Genomic DNA, 23,958 nt, shown 5'->3' on the forward strand with positions numbered 1-23,958 from the left:
ATATCGCCCCGTCTTGATTCTATATTATTCCTTTTAATTCCTGATATTCTAGGGTTCGCATGAGTACAAAATTTATCTTCGTAACTGGCGGGGTTGTTTCTTCGTTGGGTAAGGGTATTGCAGCAGCGTCATTAGCCGCTATTTTAGAAGCACGTGGTCTTAACGTGACTATTTTAAAGCTGGATCCTTACATTAACGTTGACCCAGGCACTATGAGCCCAATTCAACACGGTGAAGTATTTGTAACTGAAGACGGTGCAGAGACTGACCTTGACTTAGGTCACTATGAGCGTTTCATCCGTACCAAGATGACTAGCCGCAACAACTTCACACAAGGTCGTGTTTATGAAGATGTATTACGACGTGAGCGTCGTGGTGAGTACCTTGGTGCAACAATTCAGGTTATTCCACACATCACAAACGACATTAAGCAACGTGTATACGACGGTGCTGAAGGTCGCGATGTAGCAATCGTTGAAATTGGCGGTACAGTTGGTGACATCGAGTCACAACCATTCTTAGAAGCAATTCGTCAGCTTGGCACTGAAATTGGCCGTGAGCGCGCATTGTTTATCCACCTAACGCTAGTGCCATTCTTAGGCCCTGCAGGTGAAGTTAAAACTAAGCCAACACAACATTCAGTAAAAGAATTACGTTCGATTGGTATCCAACCTGATATCTTGATCTGTCGTTCTGATCGTAAATTACCAAATAACGAGCGTGCGAAGATTGCACTTTTCACTAACGTTGAAGAGAAAGCCGTTATTTCATTACCAGACGTAGAAAGCATCTATAAGATCCCTGCGTTACTTAAGTCACAAGAATTAGATAACTTCGTTTGTCGTCGTTTCTACCTTGAGTGCCCAGAAGCAGATTTATCTGAATGGGAACAAGTGTTATATCAAGAGTCTAACCCGACAGGTGAAGTGACAATTGGTATGGTTGGTAAGTACATAGAACTACCAGATGCATATAAATCAGTAAACGAAGCATTAAAGCATGCGGGTCTGAAAAACCGTTTAACTGTGAACATCGAATATGTTGATTCACAAGACTTAGAAAGCAAAGGTACTGAGTTACTGTCTCACCTTGATGCTATCTTAGTACCAGGTGGCTTCGGCGGCCGTGGTGTTGAAGGTAAGATCTTAGCGGCTAAATATGCACGTGAAAACAAAGTTCCTTACTTAGGCATTTGTTTAGGTATGCAAGTAGCGCTTATTGAATATGCGCGTAACGTTGCAGGCCTTGAAGATGCAAACTCAACAGAGTTTAATGCTAAATCAGCACACCCAGTTGTTGGTTTGATCACAGAATGGCAAGATGCTGACGGTAACGTTGAAATCCGTGATGAGCAATCTGACCTAGGTGGTACTATGCGTTTAGGTGCACAGAAGTGTCACTTAACACCGGGTTCTAAAGTAAGTGAAGTATACGGTAGTGACGAGATTGTAGAGCGTCACCGTCACCGTTACGAAGTGAATAACCACTTTGTAGAGCAGCTTGAAAAAGCAGGCTTAAGTTTCACTGGTTTATCTGAAGATAAGAAACTAGTCGAAATTATCGAGAATAAAGATCACCCTTGGTTTATTGCCGCGCAATTCCACCCGGAATTCACGTCAACACCACGTGATGGTCACCCGCTATTTGAAGGGTTTGTTGCAGCTGCACATACTCACCAAAAAGCGTCATCGTAATTTAAATAGGCCGTGCTTTATGCACGGCTTATTTGTTTTAATAAGCCAATGGCATTAAGGATAATTAATAAAATTGGCACTAACTCACCATTTTCGGGAAAAGAGGAATCAAGATGTCAGAAATCGTAAAAGTGATTGGTCGCGAAATCATGGACTCGCGTGGTAACCCAACTGTTGAAGCTGATGTACATTTAGCTGATGGTTCATGGGGCCGTGCTGCAGCACCATCTGGTGCATCAACAGGTACTCGCGAAGCGCTTGAATTACGTGATGGTGATAAAACACGTTACCTAGGTAAAGGTGTTTTAAAAGCAGTAGGCTATATCAATAACGAAATCGCTGAAGCTCTTAAAGGCCAAAACGCAGTTGACCAAAAAGCGGTTGACCAAGTAATGCTTGACTTAGATGGTACTGAAAACAAAGAAAAACTAGGTGCTAACGCTATCTTAGCTGTGTCTTTAGCAACAGCTAAAGCGGCTGCAAACTCAAAAGGCGTTGAGCTTTATGAGCACATTGCAGACCTAAACGGCACGCCAGGTGTTTACTCAATGCCATTACCTATGATGAACATCATCAATGGTGGTGAGCACGCTGATAACTCTGTTGATATTCAAGAGTTCATGATCCAGCCAGTTGGCGCTACAAACTTCCGTGAAGCGTTGCGCATGGGCGCTGAAGTTTTCCACAGCCTAGCAAAAGTACTTAAAGCTGAAGGTCACTCTACATCAGTAGGTGATGAAGGTGGTTTTGCTCCTAACCTTGAATCAAACGAAGCGGCACTTGCTGCAATCAAGGTCGCTGTTGCAAATGCAGGTTATGAGCTTGGTAAAGATATCACTCTAGCTCTAGACTGTGCGGCATCTGAGTTCTACGACAAAGAAGCAAATATCTACGACCTTAAAGGCGAAGGTAAAAAATTCACTTCTGAAGAATTCAACCACTTCCTTAAAGGCCTTACAGAGCAATACCCAATTGTTTCAATTGAAGACGGCTTAGATGAGTCTGATTGGGATGGTTTCGCACACCAAACACAACTAATTGGCGACAAAGTACAATTAGTAGGTGATGATCTTTTCGTAACTAACACAAAGATCTTAAAGCGTGGTATTGATAACGGTATTGCTAACTCAATCCTAATCAAGTTCAACCAAATCGGTTCATTAACTGAAACGCTTGCTGCTATCAAAATGGCTAAAGACGCTGGCTTCACAGCTGTTATCTCACACCGTTCAGGTGAAACTGAAGATGCGACAATTGCTGATTTAGCAGTAGGTACTGCAGCGGGTCAAATCAAAACGGGTTCATTAAGCCGTTCTGACCGTATTGCTAAGTACAACCAATTACTTCGCATTGAAGAAGTATTAGGTGAGAAAGCACCTTACAATGGTCTTAAAGAGGTTAAAGGTCAGTAATCTGGCTTTTAGCTCATCAAGACCTTAAAAACCTCCTTCGGGAGGTTTTTTTATAGCGTAAACTTTAAGTAGTAACAGCAAGCTTTTGTAATCAATATAAAAATGATAATGTTTTAAAGATTATTGTGTTTTGTTCTATTTAATCTGAGGGTAATGTGGCTGGCAAGTTAATTTTTGAATTATTAGAAGCGCGGTTCAATGGCAAAATAGTTGAAAATTCGGCCATAATTGATTACGCGGTTAAAAATAAAGACTTTGCGAGAGCTTGGTTTTACCATGCTATATCATCTTCTTTGCTACATGATGAATTGATTAACTGCCTTCTAATTGCAAAGTATCATAATTTAAATGAACTTGAATTGTTGTTTGAGTATTGGCCTAAATTGCAGTTTCAAAAGTGTCAGCTATTGAAAGCCTCGCCTCATCTAGTTAGTAAAGTCCCTGAGATTAATGAGTTGTTAACTGAAGAGCTGACTCAACTAATTCAAATGTTGTTACCCCTTCCTGTATCGCAAAATCTTGGTGATTCTCGAGTTAACTTACTCGACAGTAAAATGAATGATGAAGCCCTACAAAAAGTGATTGGATTTGCCAAAGAAAAATTAACTGATGCTAAACTTTATTCGGAACAACAAAAGCATCAGAAAGTAGATTCAATTCGAAATAATGATCAACATATTGTTACTTTACCAGTCAATGATTTTTTCACGGCACTTATTCAAAGATATATGTGTATTAATAATATTTTTGATTTGAAGTATGCTGAACCAGCTATCATTTATCGATATAAAAAAGGACAGCAGTATAAATGGCACTATGACTTTATCACCCCGAGCAATAGTGCAGCCCAAAAAGAAATAGACTTTTTTGGGCAACGAAAAAAAACAATCATTTTAAACCTTAATGAGGGGTTTAAAGGTGGGGAGACTGCCTTTAAGTTTTGGGAATTAGAAGTATCAGCGAAAGCAGGTCAGTTAATTCAATTTAACAATATGCTTGATACTAAAGTTGATAAAAGTTCAGTACATTCTGGAAAACCAGTAATTGATGGTGAAAAATGGATTTGTACTCTATGGTTCAGAGAAAAACCATTCTGGTTAAGAGCTTCTATTTGGAATTCATAGCTGAAATTGTTGTTTTAGGATCTCGCCGGTAAAGCTGGTTTTTAGATAAAAACCGCGAGGTAAGGTTTGTACTATCTGGCCATTCGGGCCAATTGCATCAGTCAGTGCTTTGCTATTGGCTGCTTTTGGCCTTATTTGCATTACATCACCTAAATGACCCGAAATTTCATCTACGCGCCCAAGGGCGATTAGCTCCATTTGTTCTTCCCAATCACGCTGTAAAAGGGCATCTTGCTCTGCACTTGGCTGCCATAAAAAGCCACTGCCTATGGTACGGTGAAAAGGCAGTATCTCACGTTCGCCTAAAATCGGTAGCCATAAAACATGATTCAACTTTTTACGAACCGTGCTTTGCTGCCAAGTCATTCCTGTCACATTTAATAGTGGTGTGACCGAAACAAAGGTTGTTTCGAGAGGTTTGCCTTTAAATGAAATAGGTAAGGTTTTTAGCTCAATACCTAACTCTTCAAAATCAGGTGTTGGTTTTGAACCTGCCGTTGCGCCAAGTACATATTCAATAAGTTGCCCGGTCCAGCCTTTTTCACGTAGTAAATCGTCAGGGGTTTTAAATTGATATTGCTCAGCTAATTGCCCTAAGGTGAGGCCGGCTATAGCATCAACACGTTGCATTAATTCGTTTACTGAGGCTGGTTTTATAGGTCGCATAAGGCGTTTATTTGATTGTCTATTTATCCGGTTCATGATAGCAAATGCGCGCCTTAGTGGATATCTTTGTGTTTGGGTGTTTTTTGCGCACGTTAAGTGTGGGCTAAAAATAATCAGTTTTATTTTGAGGTGCCATACCCTAACTAATTGATATTTATCTATTTTACTGTTTTTGTACGGTGTTTCCATTTCATTAATTAATCAGTTGTTTGTATAAATACAGATATATAAACATGTTTATCCACAGTTTCTGTGGAGAAAGTGTATATTTAAACTGTGGATTGTGGATTTGTTTGCAATTTAGGCATGATTTACAAAAGTTATGCACAAGCTGTGGGTAAGGTGATGAAAATACGGTTGTAAATGGTTATTTTAATCAAACGGCACATTTTTATGATAATTACTTCGTAACACCTTGATTAAACATGTTTGTTAAAAAATAATTTTTCAATCTAATTTAGGCTTAGGTGTAAAGTGTTTGCTGTATCGCAGGTTATGTGGAACAATCAATAAAAATCGACTTACAAATGAGGCACTAAGGTGATTGATGCCGAAGGTTTTCGTGCCAATGTCGGAATTGTAATTTGCAATAATCAGGGACAAGTATTTTGGGCTCGTCGCTATGGTCAGCACTCTTGGCAATTTCCCCAAGGTGGTGTGGATGACGGCGAAACAGCAGAGCAAACCATGTACAGAGAATTACACGAAGAAGTGGGCTTGCTTCCTGAAGACGTTGAGATCGTCGCAAGTTCTAAACATTGGTTACGCTATAAATTACCCAAGCGTTTAATTCGCAGAGACTCAAGTCCTGTGTGCATTGGGCAAAAACAAAAATGGTTTTTACTGAAACTTCGTTGTAAAGATGAAGATGTAAATTTACTTAAAACTCATCACCCCGAGTTTGATGATTGGCGATGGGTGAGTTATTGGTATCCGGTTAGGCAAGTTGTTTCGTTTAAGCGCGATGTATATCGTCGAGTAATGAAAGAGTTTGCTCCGTTTGCAATGCCGTTTAATAAACGAGAGCAACACAAAGATCATTGGCGACATAAACGATAAGGGCAACCTTATTTAAATCAAAGGAGCAGCATCATGTTAGCCACGCTCAGATCAATTGCTGAGGCAGTGTCGCAACAGGCGGACTTAAACAGTGCGCTGGGGTGTTTTGTGCAAATGGTAAAAGATGCCATGCAAACACAGTGCTGCTCGATTTATTTTGCCGATTATAGCCAAGATAACTTTGTATTGATGGCCACCCAAGGCCTCAACCCAGATGCCGTGGGTAAGTTTCGTATAGGCTTTACCGAAGGTCTCGTTGGCCTTGTTGCTCAGCGTGAAGAGCCCATTAATATAGCTTTTGCTAAATCTCACCCTCGTTTTAAACTCTCACCTGAAGTTAATGAAGAAGGCTACAACGCGTTTTTATCAGTGCCAGTCGTGCATCAGAAAAAGGTTTTAGGCGTTATTGTTGTTCAACAAAAACTAGCCCGTGTTTTTAGCCCTGACGAAGAGTCATTCTTAATTACGCTCTCGGCCCAGTTAGCTTCTCAGTTAGCGCATGCAGAAATAAAAGAAATATTACGGGTCGATGAGTTTTCACACCAAACCTCAGTATTAAAAGGGGTATCAAGTGCGCCGGGTATTGCCATAGGTGAAGCCTTTGTAGTGATCCCTAAACTTGACTTTAGCTCTATAGAACTGCAAAAAGACGACGATGTGAGCACCCAGCGCAAACTATTTACACAAGCGGTTGCTGCAACGCGTAACGAGTTTAATACCTTATCTATGACACTGAGTGACTCTATTCCGCAAGAGGCACTTGCTGTATTTGATGTTTATCAGCAGTTACTCGATGCCAAAAGCCTTGGTCAAAATGTTGAAGCGCAATTAAAACAAGGATGGAACGCCAAAAGTGCTCTGAAAATTGTTATTGAGAAATTGGTGACTCAATTCAATGCCATGCAAGACCCTTATATTAAAGAGCGCGCTGTTGATGTTAAAGATATTGGTTTACGGGTCTTGCATCATTTAGTTAATACTGAGCATGCGGCAAAACCTTACCCTAAAGACACTATTTTAATTGCTGGTACATTAACTCCTGCGATGCTTGCTGAAGTACCTAAAGGGCACCTTGCTGGGGTTGTAAGTGTTAATGGTGCAGCAAATAGCCATGCTTCAATTTTAACTCGTGCTATGGGGATCCCAGCAATTTGGGGCATTGAAGATGTGCCGTTATTGCAGTTTGAAAGCAAGCAAATGATATTAGACGCCTATGCAGGGCGTTTATATATTTCTCCTTCACAAATGCTGCAAGAGGAATACAGCCAGCTTAAATATCAAGAAGCCTTATTGAACGACCGTTTTGTTGCAGAGCAAAACCTAGATGCCGTCACTAAAGATGGCGAACACATTAGCTTGTTACTAAACGCGGGTCTTGAATTAAATACCGAGCATGACAATAAGCCATTTTGCGATGGGGTAGGTCTTTATCGCACCGAAGCCTGGTTTATGCAAAAAGGCCAATTTCCTTCACAGTCAGAACAAGAAAACTGGTATCGCGAAGTGCTAACGAGTTACCACCCTAATCCTGTGGTGATGCGTACACTCGATATTGGTGGTGATAAAGTTTTAGATTACTTCAATATAACCGAAGAAAACCCATTTTTAGGTTGGCGTGGTATTCGTGTGACCTTAGATCACCCCGAGCTATTTTTAGATCAACTCAAGGCGATGTTAAAAGCCAACATTGGTTTGGGGAATTTAAAAATTATGCTGCCGATGATCAGTGGCTCAGAAGAAGTCGATGAATCTTTAAAGCTGCTCGAACAAGCCTATTTTGAGTTAAGTGAGCAATACCCCGAACAAGCCATTGAGCGCCCTGAAATCGGGGTGATGTTAGAAGTACCTTCGAGTGTATTTATGCTTGAAGAGTGGTCGCAAAAAGTCGATTTTTGCTCTGTAGGTAGCAACGATTTAACCCAGTATATGCTGGCAGTTGACCGCTCTAATGCCCGCGTTGCTGAGCTATTTAATCCTTATCACCCAAGTGTTCTTAGAGTGTTGTTAAAAATAGCACAGGAGTGTCAGCAACATGAGCTGCCATTTAGCTTGTGTGGTGAGTTAGGCGGCGATCCAGAAGGCGCATTACTGCTTATTGCAATGGGTTATCGAAGCTTGAGTATGAACTTTGCTTCGATTAGTAAAATTAAGTTTGTGCTTAGGCGATTAAATGTCAGTGATATGGAAAAGTTACTTGCAGAATGCTTATTACAACCCACTGCAAAACATGTACTTAGGTTAACGCGTAACTTTATGATTGAACATCAACTCGGTGAGCTATTTTACACCCCAAGCCAAGGTCAATCATGAGGGAAAATTGTGCTATGAAGCACTTATACCCAAGCCACCTCAAGATGTAGAATTCAGCGTTTCACAGGTGCTTAATATCAAGGCGTTACTTTGCAACAATGGCAGTCCCTTTTAAGAAGTCACAACGATGAGAGTAAGTGCCTGTGAAACGCCCAAAGGGTTGGTTTAAAAGCGATTTATACTGCGTTATTGATTTTAACAATAGAACCACTATTACTTGCAATCAATGCCTTGCCTAAATCGCTTTTAATTCCAACTGAAACTCGCATCTTGAGGTGGTTTGGGTATATATATTAGTTTAGTATATGTATATAACAAATTGAATATATGAGTGTGCTATGCATGATGTAATACTTTTAATGGTGTACTGCGCAATTTTGGGCAGTGTGGTTGGATTTTTAGCAGGCTTATTAGGCATTGGTGGCGGTCTTATAATCGTGCCAGTACTTAGTGCGCTATTAGTGTCGTTTAATGTTGCCGACCCAAGCCATGTATTAGTTATCGCGATAGCAACCTCGTTAGCATCCATTATTTTTACCTCGACGTCTTCAGCCTTTGCTCATCATCGTAATGCTAACGTGCCATGGGAAATTGCTCCTTGGGTTATGACTGGCGTTGGCCTAGGCGCATTGATCAGTGGCTTTGCAGCAAGCTTTATTCCTGAGCAGCTGCTGCGCTTTGTTTTTGCCGGTAGCGTGGTGTTTATCGCACTTAGAATGGTGTTATCGACACGAAAAAAAGCCGCCAGTGAAAAGCCGCTTCCATCAGGGCCTATTCTTGGCTTTTTATGTGCCATAATGGGGGCACTTTCAGGACTAATTGGTATTGGTGGTGGGGCGCTTATTGTGCCGCTACTGCATTATTTTTCCGTTGATATTAAAAAGGCCATTGGTTGTGCTGCTGCTTGTGGTATTGTCATTGCGCTGTTTGGCTCGGTGGGTTACGTATCTGCCGGCTGGCAATTAACATCTTTCAGTGATGGATTTGCCGGATTTGTGTATTTACCTGCGTTAGTCGGGATTGTGGTTACCTCGTCGCTCATTGCGCCTATAGGTGCCAAAGCCACGCATTACTTGCCTGTGGCAACAATAAAAAAAGTATTCGCGCTATTACTTGTCATAATTGCGCTTAAAATGGTGTTTAGTTAAAGGTTTTAATTTTTATGGCTCTTCAATTTCCAGATATCGATCCGGTTATTTTTTCGGTAGGCCCGCTCAGCGTACGTTGGTACGGTTTAATGTATTTAATTGGTTTTGCTTTGGCGATGTGGCTTGCTAATCGCCAAGCAGCAAAACCAAACTCAGGTTGGACAAAAGAACAAGTCAGTGACTTATTATTTTACGGCATGCTCGGGGTTATACTCGGTGGCCGTATTGGTTATGTATTGTTTTATCAGTTCAGCTACTTTATCGAAAACCCACTGTATTTATTCAGAATTGACCAAGGTGGTATGTCGTTCCATGGTGGCACCCTGGGTGTCATTACAGCTATTGCAATCTTTGCTTGGACCCGTAAAAAATCATTGTTTGAGGTAGGTGACTTTGTAGTGCCACTTGTGCCGCTTGGTTTATTAGCCGGACGTATTGGTAACTTTATTAATGGCGAACTATGGGGCCGAGTGACAGATGTACCTTGGGCATTTGTTTTTCCTACAGGTGGCCCAGAGCCTCGTCACCCATCCCAATTATACGAAGCCTTTTTAGAAGGCCTAGTGCTGTTCTTAATCTTACAATGGTTTATCAAAAAGCCTCGTCCAGCGGGAAGTGTTGCTGGGGTGTTCTTACTTGGCTATGGTACGTTTAGGTTTATTGTTGAATACTTCCGTGAACCAGATGCTCATTTAGGTTTATTTGCAGGCGTTATCTCTATGGGTCAAATACTGTCATTGCCGATGGTAATTGGTGGCCTTGGTTTGTTAATATGGGCCTATAAAAAGCCGCAGCAAAGCGTGGCAAGCAAAGCATAACAAGAGCAAATCAATGAAACAGTATTTAGATTTATGTCAGCGTATTGTTGACGAAGGTGTGTGGGTTGAGAACAAACGCACAGGAACCAAATGTTTAACCGTAATTAATGCCGATCTTGAATATGATGTGGCAAATAACAAGTTTCCGCTCATCACCACGCGAAAGAGCTTTTACAAAGCGGCGATAGCGGAGTTACTGGGTTATTTACGTGGTTACGACAGCGCTGCACAGTTTCGTGATATCGGCTGTATGACTTGGAATGCCAACGCGAACGAGAACAAAGCGTGGCTTGAAAATCCGCATCGTCGTGGTGAGGATGATATGGGCCGTGTGTATGGTGTTCAAGGGCGCAGTTGGCAACGCCCTGATGGTAGCCACCTTGATCAGCTTAAAAAAGTTATCGATAACTTATCGAAAGGAATTGATGATCGCGGTGAAATCGTCACTTTTTATAATCCAGGTGAATTTGAGCTAGGTTGTTTACGCCCTTGTATGCACACGCACACCTTTTCTTTGTTGGGCGATACTTTATACTTAACATCATACCAACGTAGCTGTGATGTGCCGCTGGGTCTGAACTTTAATCAAATTCAATGTTTTGTGTTACTTGCTTTAGTTGCACAAATAACCGGACATAAACCGGGTAAGGCGTATCATAAAATAGCGAATGCGCATATTTATGAAAACCAACTTGAATTGATGCGTGATGTACAACTTAAGCGAGAGCCTTTCGCGTCGCCAGAATTAAAAATAAACCCAAATATTAAATCATTAGAAGACATTGAAAGCTGGGTTACAAAAGATGATTTTGAAGTAGTAGGTTATCAGTGTCACGATGCAATTAAGTATCCGTTTTCAGTTTAAGAACAATAAAATTTAAGGAGAAATCAATGAAAGCAGTGATCCCAGTTGCTGGTCTTGGCACGCGTATGTTACCTGCAACAAAAGCAATCCCTAAAGAAATGCTTCCTATTGTTGATCGCCCGTTGATTCAGTACGTTGTAAATGAAGCAATATCAGCAGGAATTAAAGAAATTGTTTTAGTAACGCATTCAAGTAAAAACTCAATTGAAAACCACTTTGATACCAGTTTTGAGTTAGAAGCCACACTTGAAAAGCGTGTGAAACGTCAGTTACTTGCTGAAGTACAGTCAATCTGCCCGAAAGATGTGACTATTATCCACGTTCGTCAAGGTGAAGCGAAAGGCCTTGGTCATGCGATAAATTGTGCGGCGCCTATTATAGGTAATGAACCGTTTGTTGTTATCTTACCGGATGTTATCATCGATGATGTTGCGAGCGATCTTAAAAAAGATAACTTAGCTGAAATGATCCAGCGTTTTGAAACCACCGGTGAGAGCCAAATTATGGTTGAGCCTGTGCCGCAAAACGAAGTAGACAAGTTCGGTGTAGTAGACTTAGGTGATGTAACAATCAATCAAGGTGAAAGCGCCGCAATTTTGAATATGGTTGAAAAGCCTCCTATTGATCAAGCTCCATCAAATCTTGCTGTTGTGGGTCGCTATGTACTGAGCAAAAATATTTGGCCATTACTTGCAAAAACTCCAGCTGGGGCAGGTGATGAAATTCAATTAACAGATGCCATAGCCATGCTAATGGAAAAAGAAACGGTTGATGCATACTCTATGAAAGGTAAAAGCCATGACTGTGGTAGCAAAATTGGTTATTTAAAAGCCATCGTTGAATTTGCTTTACGACGTGAGGAATTCAAAGATGAATTGAGCGACTTCATAAAGTCGTTGGTTAAATAACCAATTCTATTTACTTAGTAATAAATTATGTTAAAAAAGTGCCTATATGGCACTTTTTTGTTATTTACAAGCAGCTGACAATTGTTGATTATTAACAAATTAGGGACTTTTCTGATATACCTTTGTCTTATAGGGTTGTTAAGATGAGTATGGTGATTAATTGCTCTAATTCAGTTAGTTAACTGAGTAATGAAAAGCATTAATAATTTTGCTGCAAATTGTTTATGTTATAAAGCTACTTTTTACTAACAACATGATTTGCAGCGAATTAAAGCACTAAACTGAAATTATAATAAAAACATAATGTTAGTGTTTATTTTCAATATCTTAAATTATCTTTTAGCTTTTGATGTACAGGTAAGTACTAACAGATAGTCTTCTTCAAAGTAAGAAGCAATTTTTTAACGGTACGTTTAAGAATCCTGATTATGAAAGATTACTTCAAGCCTTTTCGCTGCAGTATATACCTAATGGTGTTATTAACTGTTTCTGGTTGCAGTAATGAGCTGCTGCTAAGCTCTACCGTTAATTCTATGCAAAGTTTTGCACTTCGCTTAATCGATCCTATTTTTCAAATTAATGTAAAAACTAGTTCTGAGCTTCAATCAACGGCTACACAAAAAAATACCCTAGCCACTGCTGCTATATTAGCACCTACAAAACCTAATTATACTTTTGCGTTACAGTTAGCATCAGTTAGCTCTGAGACCGCAATAGAAGTCACCTTTCATAAAATGGCAAAACAAGCGCCTAGTATTTTTCAAGGTAAACCAATTTTGAATGTTGAAGTTGCAGACGTGCATGATAGAACTTTCTACCGCTTAAAGTTTGGAGGCTATAAGTATTTAAAAAATGCGAAAGCTGACTGCGCGGCTATTAAGCGACAAGGTATTGATTGTTGGGTTAGTAAATACACAGATAATCGAATTTATTTTTAGCGTCAAATATTCACTCTAAAGGTGGCATTTTTATTGCTAAGATTTAAGTCTGTTTTTTAGAATTGACGTCACCATGCATTTTTCTATTTTCTCTAAATATTTATTGTTAACCATCTGCTTAACTGCTTTAACAGCATGTATGATGAGCCAAGAACAAAGCCAGCCTGTTTATACTGAACAGCAGGTACAGCAATTTGCTGCCGAGTGGCAAAATCAACAGCCTAGCATTGAACGTCTTGCTGCAATGGAAAAAGACCTTGCGTTGTTAATCGAGGTACTTTCGGCTAATAGTGATTTAACTGCACAACCATCGGCATTTGAGCCGCAAAATGATGTGATCTATCACCAAAGTGAGCAAATACAATCTCAGCAATCATCATCAATCGACTCATTAGAAACGATTATTGCTGCAAACAAAGCAGCAGAAGCAGGTGTGCAATTAGGTTTATATTTAACGCCGAAAAAGGTCAGACATCAGGTCTTGAACCTTAAACGTGATTATCCTGCTGTTTTAAATGACCTAGATTTTCGCTTTAAAACTCGTGAGCAAAAAGGGGTAACCTTGTATGGATTACGAGCAGGTCCATTTGCAAATTATACTCAGGCGACAGCTTTTTGTGAGATAGCCAAAAGAATGGGGCAAACTTGTGTGACAGCCCCTTTTATTGGGGAGATGCTATAAGTATCTTTCCTCTTGGAAATTAGGGGATTAACCTTAAAGTATTTGTTCTAGAGGTCGATAAAGCTTAAGATACAGCAAAATGGCTTAGCCATTTATTTATAAGGACTTAATATGAAATTACCTCTTTCTTTAATTGCATGCTCATTAGCATTTTCTGCTTTTTATTCTTATGCCACTACTGAATCTTTCAGTGCAACAGTAAAGGTTCAAAACTCAGTTGTTTTAACAAAAGGGAATGATCTAAATTTTGGTACTATTCGTGCCGTAGCCGATCCTTCAGGTGCTGCGCAAGCTGTTTTAACAATTAACCCAGAACCTGATGCAAGCCCTGTTTCAACAAGAACAGATGCATCTCCTGCGATTATTTCAATTATTGAGCAAGGGTCTCCTGCTTCATTTACGGTATCGGAAGCGGTGCCAAATGCGCGTTTGTCGATTACTGATCCTACTGCTAATACTTTAGCTTCTGATGGACAAGGTTTAAATGAGCCAAACTTTATTGTTGATGAATGGAAGTATTTTATTACTTCAGGCCCAAATGCAAATGCTTATTACCTTCCAGGCAGCCCAAATTTAACAGCAGATGCAGACGGCAGTGTTGAGTTTAACATTGGTGCCAATTTATCTACCTCAAATTCGGCGTCATCTGAGCCTTATCGTGATGTTGAGTATACCGGCACTTTCCAATTAGAAGTTGCTTACTAATAATACTAGGTAATTAGTCATGCGCTTTTTGCTTTTAGCTACTGTTTTATTTTGTGTGTTCTCAACACCCTTACAGGCTGCGAGCACAGAGCAACAAGCGCTTGATTTTGGTACTCTAGTTATTCTAGCTAATACAAATACCAGCTCTGTAATCGTCAAAGATGATGGCAGTATCAATACGCAGGGCTCGGTTTATGTTCTTAAAAATGGCCGCCCTGCAGAATTATTACTTACTGACTTTCCAGCTAGAACTCAGCTAACTATGAATCTAGTTGCCCCAGTTGACTTAACACATGATATCGATGGCAACTCGAGTGCTGGATTTTCTGTACGCCTTAATGGTTTTCCTAAATATGTGATTACCAATGAATTTGGTGAAGCAAAAGTATTTATTGGCGGTATTTTAACGACAGACCGTAGCGCTAAACCATACGCTGATGGTCAGTATTCTTCTACAACTTATTTAGAAATATCAGTCGATTACTAAGGATAGATATGTTCGCAAAACGTCTTTTATGTGGACTTCTTTTTGTTTTTTTCAGTCAATATGCAACGGCAAACTTACTTATTTCACCAACGCGGGTTTCATTTGATGAGCGCCAACGAAGCGCAAAAGTCACCGTCATTAATAGCTCAGAAGAGTACCGTACATACCGCGTGGTATGGAGCGAAAAATTAGCGCTACCTGGTGGGGGCTATCAAACATTGAGTGAGCCAGTAACCACGAGCCTTTCTCCTATGGCACGCTTATCACCAAAGCAAATTCGCTTAGCACCTGGCGAAAGGCAAACGATTAAAATAGCAATTAGAAAGCCTAAGGATTTGGCTAAAGGGGAATATCGTTCCCATTTACTATTTCAAGCCTTACCAAATGAAGATAAGGCAGCTAAGGCTGGACTTAAAGTGAATATGATTTTGAGTTTTAGTATTCCAGTTGTATATCGTGAACAAGGTGAGCTGCCAAAAGTTGCATTTCAAACTGCAGAAATAGTTGAAGATTCGGTAAACAAAAAACCAAAAATTGCCGTTAAATTAACTGAACAACAAGGTTTTAGTAGTTACGGTCGACTTAGCGCGTATGTTACTAATTCTGCAGGTAAACAAGAAAAAATCGCAGAAATCGGGAATCTAAGCCTATACCCTGAAATTGAACAAGCGACTGTGTTGTTAGATTTATTCTCTGGTAAACAGTTGCCAAAACAAGGGAACATTGAGCTTAAATATCAAGGTGCCGATGAGTATGAAGGCGTCGATTTTGGCTCATATTCATTGCCTATTCGACATTAAGGATTAATGCGAAAACATTTATGAATCGCTTATTTGCGATAGGGCTTATACTATTAAGTCCTATCAGCGTTGCTAATTCGACTGTGAGTACAGAGGATGTACTAGCTAGAGTCAATGCCATAAGAGCTAAGCTAAATGGCGAACAGCTTTACGCTCCACAATCTAAGCATATACCTGCTGTTAATCATTCTGCAGATACCTTAGACGCTCAGCAACGAATTGCCACTGGGGAATTTTTGCTATTTTCAATTTATTTAAATGAAAATTATTTAGGTGAGTTGTTTGCCCTTAAGTCTGATCAAGACATATTGCTTGGCGTTTCGGGGCTAGTTGATATTTTACAGCTTGCAATTAATGTCGATATATCAGCCGAGAGGGCCGAAGGTTGGTTCATTAACACCAATAAAACCTTTCAATTAACAGCTCAAAAACAGTTGATTACAGATACAAAAAAGTGGCAGCTTACAGAACAACAAATTAGTGTTGATGATGATATTTATATAGAGGCAGCAGTACTCGCTGAGGCTTTAGAATTTCAGCATCGCTCTGATTACGCAAGCTTAGAGCTGTATATTGAAACTGAGTCTGTTTATCCGGTTGTCGCCCAAGCGCAGCGACATAAAAAACAACTACAAAGCTATAGTACTCAAAAGCAAGCAACTTTACCTTGGAAACCAAGCCCATATCAGGCCTTATCTGTCCCTGTGGCTGACTTACAATTGAACTATACCCAAGATAATGATGGTAGTCAGGCAAGTTACTCATTACTTGGCTCGCAAGATTTTGCATACCTTACTATGGAATACTTTTTATCGGGCCGTGAAAGTGATTTATTGAATAACTCAAGACTAACTTTCTCCAAGCAAGATGTGAATAATCAGCTGTTAGGTCCACTTGCTGCAAGTCTTATTGAGGTAGGTGATGTCACAGCTACGCAAGTTGGCAGCCGTTATAACAACCAGTACGGGCGCGGAGTTAAAATTTCGAATTATCAACTTGGGCAAGCAGTTAATAATAATCGAGTGAATCTAACTGGTGTAGTACAGCCAGGTTGGGATGTTGAATTATACCGCAATGGTATTTTAATTGAGCAGCAATTGAGCTTGGCGGATGGGCGCTATGTTTTTGCTGACGTTGATTTACTGTTTGGTGAAAATAACTTTGAGTTGATTTTTTATGGTCCGCAAGGGCAAGTAGAGCGAAAAACAGAATATTACTACATTGATGGTACGCAGCTTGAACAAGGGGAAGCAGTCTATGAGTTATCTGTTTCAGAGCAAGGCAAGCAGTTATTAGGTAATTACAGTAATAGTGCAAACAAGGGCTGGGTTGCTGCAGGGCGATACCAATATGGATTGAGTGATAACGTTGCTATGTACTCAGGCTTTATGGCGCAAAAGCAAGAGCAAGATGAGTTATACCATGTTGCTCTAGGAACGAATCTCAGCTTGTTAGATAGGTTATTAGTTAATCTGGAATATGAAGAAAACAATCAACAACAAAGAGAATTTGAATTAACAACAAGAACTAAACTGGCTGATCAGTCTTTGCTATTCAGCGCAACGAACCGTACTGATAACCAGAATGGTCGAGATATAACGCTGAAAAGCTATCAATTTGATATGTCTGGTGAGCTGATGCAAAACAACTTTGGGCGTCTTAATTATCAAAACAACTTTTTAGTTCAACACGCACAAAGTGGTGATTTAAAGCAAATTTATAACCGTTTAAATTACAGCTATGCAAACGTCTCAATAAATAATTTATTGCAATGGCAAGACCCAAGCGCCGGGCAAGAAAGTGTAGATGGTATGACGCGTTTACAAACACGACTAGGCAGAGTGTACAGTCGGTTTGGTGTTAATTATCGACTTTCTCCAGTGAGTGAGATAGCAAGTTATGAAGCTGAATTTAGCCGAAGTTTAGGCCCGAGTCTCCAAGCAGAGTTAACTATAAGGGACTCTCTAGATTACGATGTTCAGTCTGCAGAATTAGGACTAACGTGGCAAAATGACAGGATTAACTTAAGCAGTAATGTTAATTACGATAGTAATGACCAATGGCAAATTCGCTTAAATAGCCGATTTAGCTTTGGTTTTGATAGCCAATATAATCAACCATTTATGAGCAACAGAACGTTGACCAATACAGGTAGCTTAATGGTTAATGTGTTTTTAGATGAAAATGATAATGGTATTAAAGACAGTACTGAGAAGGGCTTGGCGGGTGTTAAAGTAAAAGGCTTACAAAATTATCGCCAAGCGATTACTGATGAACAAGGGATCGCGATTCTTTCTGCTATGCCAGCTAACCGCACAACAGATATAGTGCTCGATCGTGACAGTTTTGCTGACCCTTTTATGATCCCCGCCCACGATGGTTTCTCCATAACACCACGAGCAGGCTTTGTTGAGTACATGGATTACCCAGTAAATAATGCCAGCGAAATAGAAGGCACTGTTTATCAGCAGACAGAGCAAGGAGCTAATGTTCAACCTTATGCCCAAATTACTTTAGTGGATGAGCAAGGTAATGATGTAGCAACTACGCAAGCGGCTTATGATGGCTATTACTTGTTTACTGATATTAAGCCCGGTAAGTATCAGGCGATTGTAGATAAGCAGTACCAAGGACAAAAATCACTGACTAGTACTCAAACACATAAAATACAGTTATCGCCCAAAGGTGATGTGCTGGTGGGAGTTGACATTACTTTGCGGCCACTCGAAAAGCGCCAGGGATATATAGCGAGTATTGGCAAGTTTAATTCACTGAAAATATTAAAGGTGTATTACTCATTGGTGAAACAGCGTTTGTTACAGCAAGGGTTAAAAAACGCTTTTTATATTCACGATAAAGCAAATGCGCACTACACGCTTGCGGTTGGCTTTGACGCACAATCTGCAAACGAGCTTGAGCAGCAATGTGTGCAGCTAATATCACAAGCAATTAAATGCCATGTAACAGAACAGCATGTCCAACACTTGCAAGGAGCAAATTATGGTTTTTAGTATTTTTCAAAATCTGAAGAAAGTATGGTTAGTTTTACTGGTTACTCCTATCTTTGGTTGCCAAAGCGTATCAGAGCCACAAGTGAGTGAAGAAAACTTAGTGAAAATTAGCCAGCAAGAGCTTATGGAGCTAAGGCAGTCGCATCAGCAATTCCAAGCAATGAAGCCAGAGCTTGAGCGCTTGCTGACAATTGAAAGTGAGTTAACCTTACTCACTGAACAACTTACTTTGTTAAATACGCAGCAAGCTGAGCCTGTAAATACTAAAAAGTCATCAGTAACCGCCCCTCAGTTTATTGCGGAGCCTGAAGCTAAGTTTGCACTACAGCTTGCTTCCGTAACAGAATTACCTCGACTAACAGCTCGCCTTGCTGAAATTAAAAAACAAGCGCCGGCACTATTTCATGGTCAGTTTATTGCTAATGTAGAGTCAGTAACTGTAAATGGCAGCACTTTCCATCGCTTGAAAATTGGTGCATATCAACAAAAGCAGCAAGCTGCTAATGATTGTAAAAAGTTAGCATCTGTCGGGGTGGCATGCTTGGTATCGCACTATGTGCAAAATCCGCTTGATTTATCCCATCAACAATAATACTTAGGCATAATTATTGCTTTATACTTACTAAGTTTAGTGAGGATGGCAATTATGCGCCTGTTATTTTATTCAGTTTTTTTAGTGTTGGTGGGTTGTAGCTTAACTGAAAAGCCACAAAAAGCGCCCCCTAGAGAAACCCCAAAATCGCCGATGGCACCTTATACGGTGCATCAATACGTTGCTGATCTAAGTAGTCAGCTGAGCCGTATTCAAGGCCCTTACAAAGGCAATGCACGTATTGCTGTGACCAGTTTCTATATGGCTGATGGCTTAGGTACTGATTTAGCAGAAGATCAGGGCAGTGGTTTGAGTCAGCAAATTCAAGAAAGTTTATTAACGCAATTTACTCAGCTTGGTTTTCATACCATAGAGTATCGATTAGAAAAGACTTTAAATTTGCAGCAATCGGCCGATAGTGTACTTAGTCGTGATGTAAATACCTTGCGTCAACGTCAGAATATTGACTTTGTTATTACCGGCACACTGACGCGGCAACAACATGCCTACATAGTTAACGCCCGATTGGTAAATACCAAAGATCTGCGAATAGTGTCAGCAGCAAGCACCGAGATCCCTATCAATGTGATGTGGGGCGCTGAAAAAGTTCAGCAACGTGATGGCCAGTTGTATCGAAGCGAATATTAAGAGGAACTCATTTAATGAAACGTTTAATTTTAACTTTATGTTTGCCTTTTGGCTTTGGTTGCTCGTCAATGTTAACTGGTGATGTAACACAACACGATAATGATCCTCAATTAGCTGCGCAAAGAGAAGTTGCCGCGCCGCATAGTAACTACAGTGTGTTTCAAACCAATCAGGCGGTGATGAATAACAGCACCTTTACCGCTGCACCAACGCGCAAAAATATTAATCACTATGTGCGTGGCATCATGCAGGACTTAGTTGAAAACTTGCAATATGTTAGCGATAACACGCCGGTTGCTGTTTCAAGCTTTGTATACCTTGATGCAGATTACAACTCAACGAATTTGCTAGGTAATCAAATTGCTGAAAGTTTCATTCATGAGCTTCATGCATTTGGTGTACCTGTCATTGATTTTAAAACCACTGATTATATGCGTGTCACGCCAAGTGGTGACTATGTTTTCAGTCGTGATTATTTAGAGCTAAGCCAAGATCAAAACTTCAATTATGTATTGGCGGGTACTTTGGTTAATCATCAAAGTGGTGTGCTCGTTAATGCCCGCATTGTTGGTTTAGCAAGCAAAGCAGTTGTAGGGTCAGCGCAAGGCTTTATACCACAATCAGTGGTTGATGCCCTTGATAGCACCAACCGTAGTGATGGTATTACACTTAAACAAGCAAGTGAGTAAGCTATGAAAGGTTTTATCTTCGCATCGTTAACGCTCGCGATTTCTGGCTGCCAATTGCTGCCAGAGCAATCAGCAGAGCCGCAAAATACCGCTCAAAGTGCACCTGCATCAGCAAGTACTCAAGTCGATTATGTTGCTATGCTGCAAGCGCTTGAGCAAAAAGATATGCAGCAGGATAACGCTAACCATCGTTTATTTGTGCCTTATCAACATCATAAAACCGTTGTTAATTATGTCGAGCAAATGGCCCTTGAATTAGTGGATACCATGCAACAAGAAAGCGAGTTAGGAATAGCCATTACTAGCTTTGTTGATTTAGATGCGAGCCTAAAAAACAGCTCTCAACTTGGTAATCAACTCTCTGAAACAATGATGCACCAGCTGCAAAAATTCGGCTTTGGCGTTGTTGATTTTAAAGCGATGGATATCATTAGTGTGACCTCGCGTGGTGATTTTGTTATGTCGCGTGATGTAGAAGAGCTAGCCGAGCGTCGCATCGCCAGCCATGTACTTACAGGCACGCTGATATATCGCCCTAATGGTGTTGAAGTGAATGCGCGAGTAATTAATCTAAACTCAAAGCTGGTTATTGCCAGCGCACAAAAAGTGATCCCTTATTTTGTGCTAAAGAATGAGTCAATCAAATCAGCAACTGCTCGCGTTAACTAGCCTCATTATTTTACCGATCGGCTTGCTCTAAAGCCGGTTGGATTAATTTCTTGATTACCAAAGCCTTAGACCGTTATAATTTTCTGTAGCTTTACCTCAGCTTTTTAAGTGGCCTCTTAGTTAAATGGATATAACGGCCCCCTCCTAAGGGGCAGTTACAGGTTCGATTCCTGTAGGGGCTACCAATAAAATCAATAAGTTAGTCATGTTCTTCTTTGAAGCAAATTTGTAGCATTAAAGTTCCAAATCGATTGCCTAAATCAATATCCGATAAATTTGAGTGTTCTATTAAATAATACAGATTTCTTCATTCGAACAGTCTTCTTATCAAGTCGTTTTTTAGTGCTGCCAGCATTTCACTTACTCAACACTATGTCTATTTTCAATATTAAAAAACAATACGTTTGTCGTGTTCTTTACTGTTTTTCTTGCTGTTTGATTGAAATCTAAACTAATCATTATTTTGCAGATTAGTTTTAACCCCGCCTATAAAAGTGACAGGTTCTAACTACTTCCTATGGCTAAAAACAGAATAAGGATATTGATATGTTGATTATTACGAATAGAAACATAAATAAATCAAACTTTAAAAGTGGCGTAGGCGATCACAATGCTTTTGGTGACTACGCAAACGCTAAAGGACCTAATGAAGTTAGGCTCGCTCATGCAGATAAAGTAGAGGGAGTATGGCAAGTGCGACTAGTCACTGAGCCATCTAAAATCACAGAGAATAATATTCCCTCTAAAAAAGCATTTGCAGAAGTTCGTGAACGGCTCACTTCTTCAGGTAAAAACTGCGTTTTTTTTGTACATGGCTTTAATCAAAGCTTTTATAAGAACTTAGAAAAGTCATTAGCATTAGAAAAAGAGCATGGGGTTGAGGTTGTTGTTTTTTCTTGGCCCTCTAATCCTGGAGGTTTTAAGACAAAAGAATACCGAAGCGCTAAGAGGAATGCACAGGCGTCAGTTGGTGCTTTGGATGCTACGTTGGAAAAGCTAGGTCATTACATGAAAGAGCCGTTCAATAAAGAGGCCCTTGAGGCATGTGATATTAAATTTACCTTTATGACATACAGTTTGGGGAATTTCTTGTTTCAGAATTACGTTATCAACGCTTTATACGAAGCTGAAACAAGAATGTTTGATAACGTTGTATTGTGCCAAGCTGATGTTGATAACGCAGGTCATCAACATTGGGTAAATAATATAGAAGCTGGAAAACGAGTTTATATTACGATCAATGAAAATGATTGGGTCCTAAAATGGTCTGATGCGAATTTTCAAAAAGATCGGTTAGGAAGAACTGCTAGGAATTTGGTCGCTTCAAATGCTTTTTATTTTGACTTTACTGGCGGCCCAAATGTAGGGAAAACCCATGGCCTGTTCTATGAAAAGACAAATGATGTAGTTAAATCATTTTTTACAACTGTTTTAAATGGCGGTAGAGGTGAGGAGACTGATGGCTTAGTTTTTGATAGTAAGTTGAACGCTTATAGATTTTAGCTCTAAAATGAGGCTATTAATTTTTTAATAGCCTCATTAAAATTAACCCGTTACTTTTTCAAGCTCGCCTGTGCGCCATGGTTCAATGATGATTTTGATATGGTCGTTTGGTTTAAATAAGGTATCAAATGCACCTTGTACGCCATCTATGCCGACTTTACCAGTACGCATTTTTTGCCATGCAATTTTGCCTGACGCGATGTTCTCAAGCGATTGTGCAAACTCTTCTGGCTGGTAGTAATAAGAGAAAATAAGGTCTAACTCTTTCACTGTGGCATAAGCAAAGTTAACGTTTAGTGGCGCGGTATGTACACCAGTTACAATGATTTTTGCTTTTGCTGGCGCACGTAAAATGTAATCGTTTAATAAGCGGCTTACACCAGCACATTCAAAAATAACCACCTTGTTGTTACCCGCAAGTGCTGCGGCTGTAGCAACTTCATCATCCGCCATAGGGTTAACATATACTGTGGCGCCAAATTCAAGGGCAATTTGTTTTTTACTTTCTTGTGGATCAGAGGCAACGATGTGTTTTACGCCTTGAAGCTTTAACGCGGCAATCGCGGCAAGGCCAATTGGGCCACAGCCAACCACAATGGCAACATCGTCATTATTCATTTGTGCACGGTTCACTGCGTGCAAGCCAACAGCAAGTGGTTCTGTAATGGCTGCTGCTTCTGATGGAACTGCATCAGGAATAGGTAATAGCAAGGCTTCATCAACAATAAAATATTCAGAATAGGCACCATATAGCCCAGGGGTTACACCTACGCCAGCGCCGCCCGCAGAAAGTAAAATAGGCACTGAGGTTACGCGGGTGCCTTTAGCTAATTCGCCTTTAGTATTGGGGCCATAGCTAACGATTTCTGCCGCATATTCATGGCCTAATAATACTTCTTGGTCATCGCCTGCCTCTTTAGCCATGATGCCAAGGTTCTTATAGATATCGAATACATCGTTGGTGTGGCGGGTAATATGAATATCAGAACCGCAAATACCGCAAGCTAGGCTTTTTACCAGTACTTGGCCGGGTCCAGGTGTAGGGATATCAATTTGTTTTACATGCAGCTTGCCATTTTGCATGGCAACAGAATTCATTTGGCTCATATGTGTGTCCTCAATTCACCTTATTTGTGAATTATTAGACTAAAGTAAAGTGCCTGCCTTAATCTTGACTTTTTACGACAAAAACACAGCTTATTACGACGCTGTTGTTTATAAACTGCTCAT

22 protein-coding genes and 1 tRNA gene are annotated in these 23,958 nt (G+C 40.2%); 21 read left to right on the forward strand and 2 right to left on the reverse strand.

Translation table 11 applies throughout. From position 1 onward, the window contains the following. Nucleotides 1-59: 59 nt before the first annotated feature. From JIG37_RS19255 to JIG37_RS22955, 3 genes are all read left to right on the forward strand, one after another. Nucleotides 60-1,694, forward strand: coding sequence for a CTP synthase (locus JIG37_RS19255; protein WP_054562242.1), 1,635 nt, complete (start codon nt 60-62; stop codon nt 1,692-1,694). A gap of 113 nt (nt 1,695-1,807) precedes the next feature. Continuing rightward, a complete protein-coding gene (gene eno / locus JIG37_RS19260) occupies nt 1,808-3,106 on the forward strand; it encodes a phosphopyruvate hydratase (protein ID WP_138619368.1) in 1,299 nt (432 codons plus the stop codon). Between the two features lie 155 nt (nt 3,107-3,261). Then, nucleotides 3,262-4,230, forward strand: coding sequence for a 2OG-Fe(II) oxygenase (locus JIG37_RS22955; RefSeq protein ID WP_054554348.1), 969 nt, complete (start codon nt 3,262-3,264; stop codon nt 4,228-4,230). Here the strand turns inward: JIG37_RS22955 and mutH are convergent. Then, nucleotides 4,225-4,896, reverse strand: coding sequence for a DNA mismatch repair endonuclease MutH (mutH, locus tag JIG37_RS19270; protein WP_063707194.1), 672 nt, complete (start codon nt 4,894-4,896; stop codon nt 4,225-4,227). The genes JIG37_RS22955 and mutH overlap by 6 nt on opposite strands. Before the next feature lie 540 nt (nt 4,897-5,436). On the opposite strand from mutH, the gene rppH reads away from it, so the two are divergent. From rppH to JIG37_RS19360, 18 genes are all read left to right on the forward strand, one after another. Beyond that, complete coding sequence (gene rppH / locus JIG37_RS19275; RefSeq protein WP_054554350.1) at nt 5,437-5,955, forward strand: RNA pyrophosphohydrolase; 519 nt, start codon at nt 5,437-5,439, stop codon at nt 5,953-5,955. A gap of 33 nt (nt 5,956-5,988) precedes the next feature. After that, nucleotides 5,989-8,265 (forward strand): phosphoenolpyruvate--protein phosphotransferase, encoded by a 2,277-nt coding sequence (gene ptsP / locus JIG37_RS19280; protein WP_138619366.1) that lies wholly within the window; start codon nt 5,989-5,991, stop codon nt 8,263-8,265. 338 nt (nt 8,266-8,603) lie between these two features. After that, on the forward strand, nt 8,604-9,413 hold the full coding sequence (locus JIG37_RS19285) for a sulfite exporter TauE/SafE family protein (protein WP_054554352.1): 810 nt from the start codon (nt 8,604-8,606) through the stop codon (nt 9,411-9,413). Between the two features lie 14 nt (nt 9,414-9,427). Further along, the gene (lgt, locus tag JIG37_RS19290) at nt 9,428-10,231 is read left to right on the forward strand and encodes a prolipoprotein diacylglyceryl transferase (RefSeq protein WP_054554353.1); all 804 of its coding nucleotides are present in this window, start codon (nt 9,428-9,430) and stop codon (nt 10,229-10,231) included. 13 nt (nt 10,232-10,244) lie between these two features. After that, nucleotides 10,245-11,096: a thymidylate synthase gene (locus JIG37_RS19295; protein WP_138600286.1), complete on the forward strand. Its 852-nt coding sequence runs from the start codon at nt 10,245-10,247 to the stop codon at nt 11,094-11,096. Between the two features lie 26 nt (nt 11,097-11,122). Then, the gene (gene galU / locus JIG37_RS19300; RefSeq protein ID WP_054554355.1) at nt 11,123-12,004 is read left to right on the forward strand and encodes a UTP--glucose-1-phosphate uridylyltransferase GalU; all 882 of its coding nucleotides are present in this window, start codon (nt 11,123-11,125) and stop codon (nt 12,002-12,004) included. Nucleotides 12,005-12,432: 428 nt separating this feature from the next. Continuing rightward, entirely contained in the window at nt 12,433-12,942 is a 510-nt protein-coding gene (locus tag JIG37_RS19305; RefSeq protein WP_054554356.1) for an SPOR domain-containing protein, read from the forward strand. Between the two features lie 73 nt (nt 12,943-13,015). Continuing rightward, on the forward strand, nt 13,016-13,624 hold the full coding sequence (locus JIG37_RS19310) for an SPOR domain-containing protein (RefSeq protein ID WP_082389317.1): 609 nt from the start codon (nt 13,016-13,018) through the stop codon (nt 13,622-13,624). A 111-nt stretch (nt 13,625-13,735) separates the two neighbouring features. Then, nucleotides 13,736-14,329, forward strand: coding sequence for a DUF4402 domain-containing protein (locus JIG37_RS19315; protein ID WP_054554358.1), 594 nt, complete (start codon nt 13,736-13,738; stop codon nt 14,327-14,329). A gap of 19 nt (nt 14,330-14,348) precedes the next feature. Beyond that, the gene (locus JIG37_RS19320; protein ID WP_054554359.1) at nt 14,349-14,816 is read left to right on the forward strand and encodes a DUF4402 domain-containing protein; all 468 of its coding nucleotides are present in this window, start codon (nt 14,349-14,351) and stop codon (nt 14,814-14,816) included. Between the two features lie 8 nt (nt 14,817-14,824). Further along, nucleotides 14,825-15,616, forward strand: a complete 792-nt coding sequence (locus tag JIG37_RS19325; RefSeq protein ID WP_138600288.1) for a fimbria/pilus periplasmic chaperone — start codon at nt 14,825-14,827, stop codon at nt 15,614-15,616. A 20-nt stretch (nt 15,617-15,636) separates the two neighbouring features. Next, complete coding sequence (locus tag JIG37_RS19330) at nt 15,637-18,627, forward strand: hypothetical protein (protein ID WP_206769774.1); 2,991 nt, start codon at nt 15,637-15,639, stop codon at nt 18,625-18,627. Then, nucleotides 18,617-19,219, forward strand: coding sequence for an SPOR domain-containing protein (locus tag JIG37_RS19335; protein WP_171041497.1), 603 nt, complete (start codon nt 18,617-18,619; stop codon nt 19,217-19,219). Before JIG37_RS19330 ends, JIG37_RS19335 begins: the two co-directional genes overlap by 11 nt. Nucleotides 19,220-19,273: 54 nt before the next feature. Continuing rightward, nucleotides 19,274-19,867, forward strand: a complete 594-nt coding sequence (locus JIG37_RS19340) for a FlgO family outer membrane protein (RefSeq protein ID WP_054554363.1) — start codon at nt 19,274-19,276, stop codon at nt 19,865-19,867. Between the two features lie 14 nt (nt 19,868-19,881). After that, nucleotides 19,882-20,556: a FlgO family outer membrane protein gene (locus JIG37_RS19345; RefSeq protein ID WP_138600292.1), complete on the forward strand. Its 675-nt coding sequence runs from the start codon at nt 19,882-19,884 to the stop codon at nt 20,554-20,556. 3 nt (nt 20,557-20,559) lie between these two features. Then, a complete protein-coding gene (locus JIG37_RS19350; protein ID WP_138618699.1) occupies nt 20,560-21,225 on the forward strand; it encodes a FlgO family outer membrane protein in 666 nt (221 codons plus the stop codon). Nucleotides 21,226-21,335: 110 nt separating this feature from the next. Continuing rightward, a tRNA-Arg gene (locus tag JIG37_RS19355) sits at nt 21,336-21,410 on the forward strand. Between the two features lie 361 nt (nt 21,411-21,771). Continuing rightward, nucleotides 21,772-22,728 carry an alpha/beta hydrolase gene (locus JIG37_RS19360; protein ID WP_194442589.1) on the forward strand — a complete coding sequence of 319 codons (957 nt, stop codon included), beginning with the start codon at nt 21,772-21,774 and terminating at the stop codon, nt 22,726-22,728. A gap of 42 nt (nt 22,729-22,770) precedes the next feature. Here JIG37_RS19360 and JIG37_RS19365 read toward each other — a convergent pair whose 3' ends face one another. Further along, nucleotides 22,771-23,835 carry a zinc-binding dehydrogenase gene (locus tag JIG37_RS19365; RefSeq protein WP_199530103.1) on the reverse strand — a complete coding sequence of 355 codons (1,065 nt, stop codon included), beginning with the start codon at nt 23,833-23,835 and terminating at the stop codon, nt 22,771-22,773. Nucleotides 23,836-23,958: the final 123 nt, after the last annotated feature.

Origin of the sequence: Pseudoalteromonas sp. bablab_jr010 (assembly GCF_016464105.1) — a bacterium.
Classification (GTDB): Bacteria; Pseudomonadota; Gammaproteobacteria; order Enterobacterales; family Alteromonadaceae; genus Pseudoalteromonas; species Pseudoalteromonas simplex.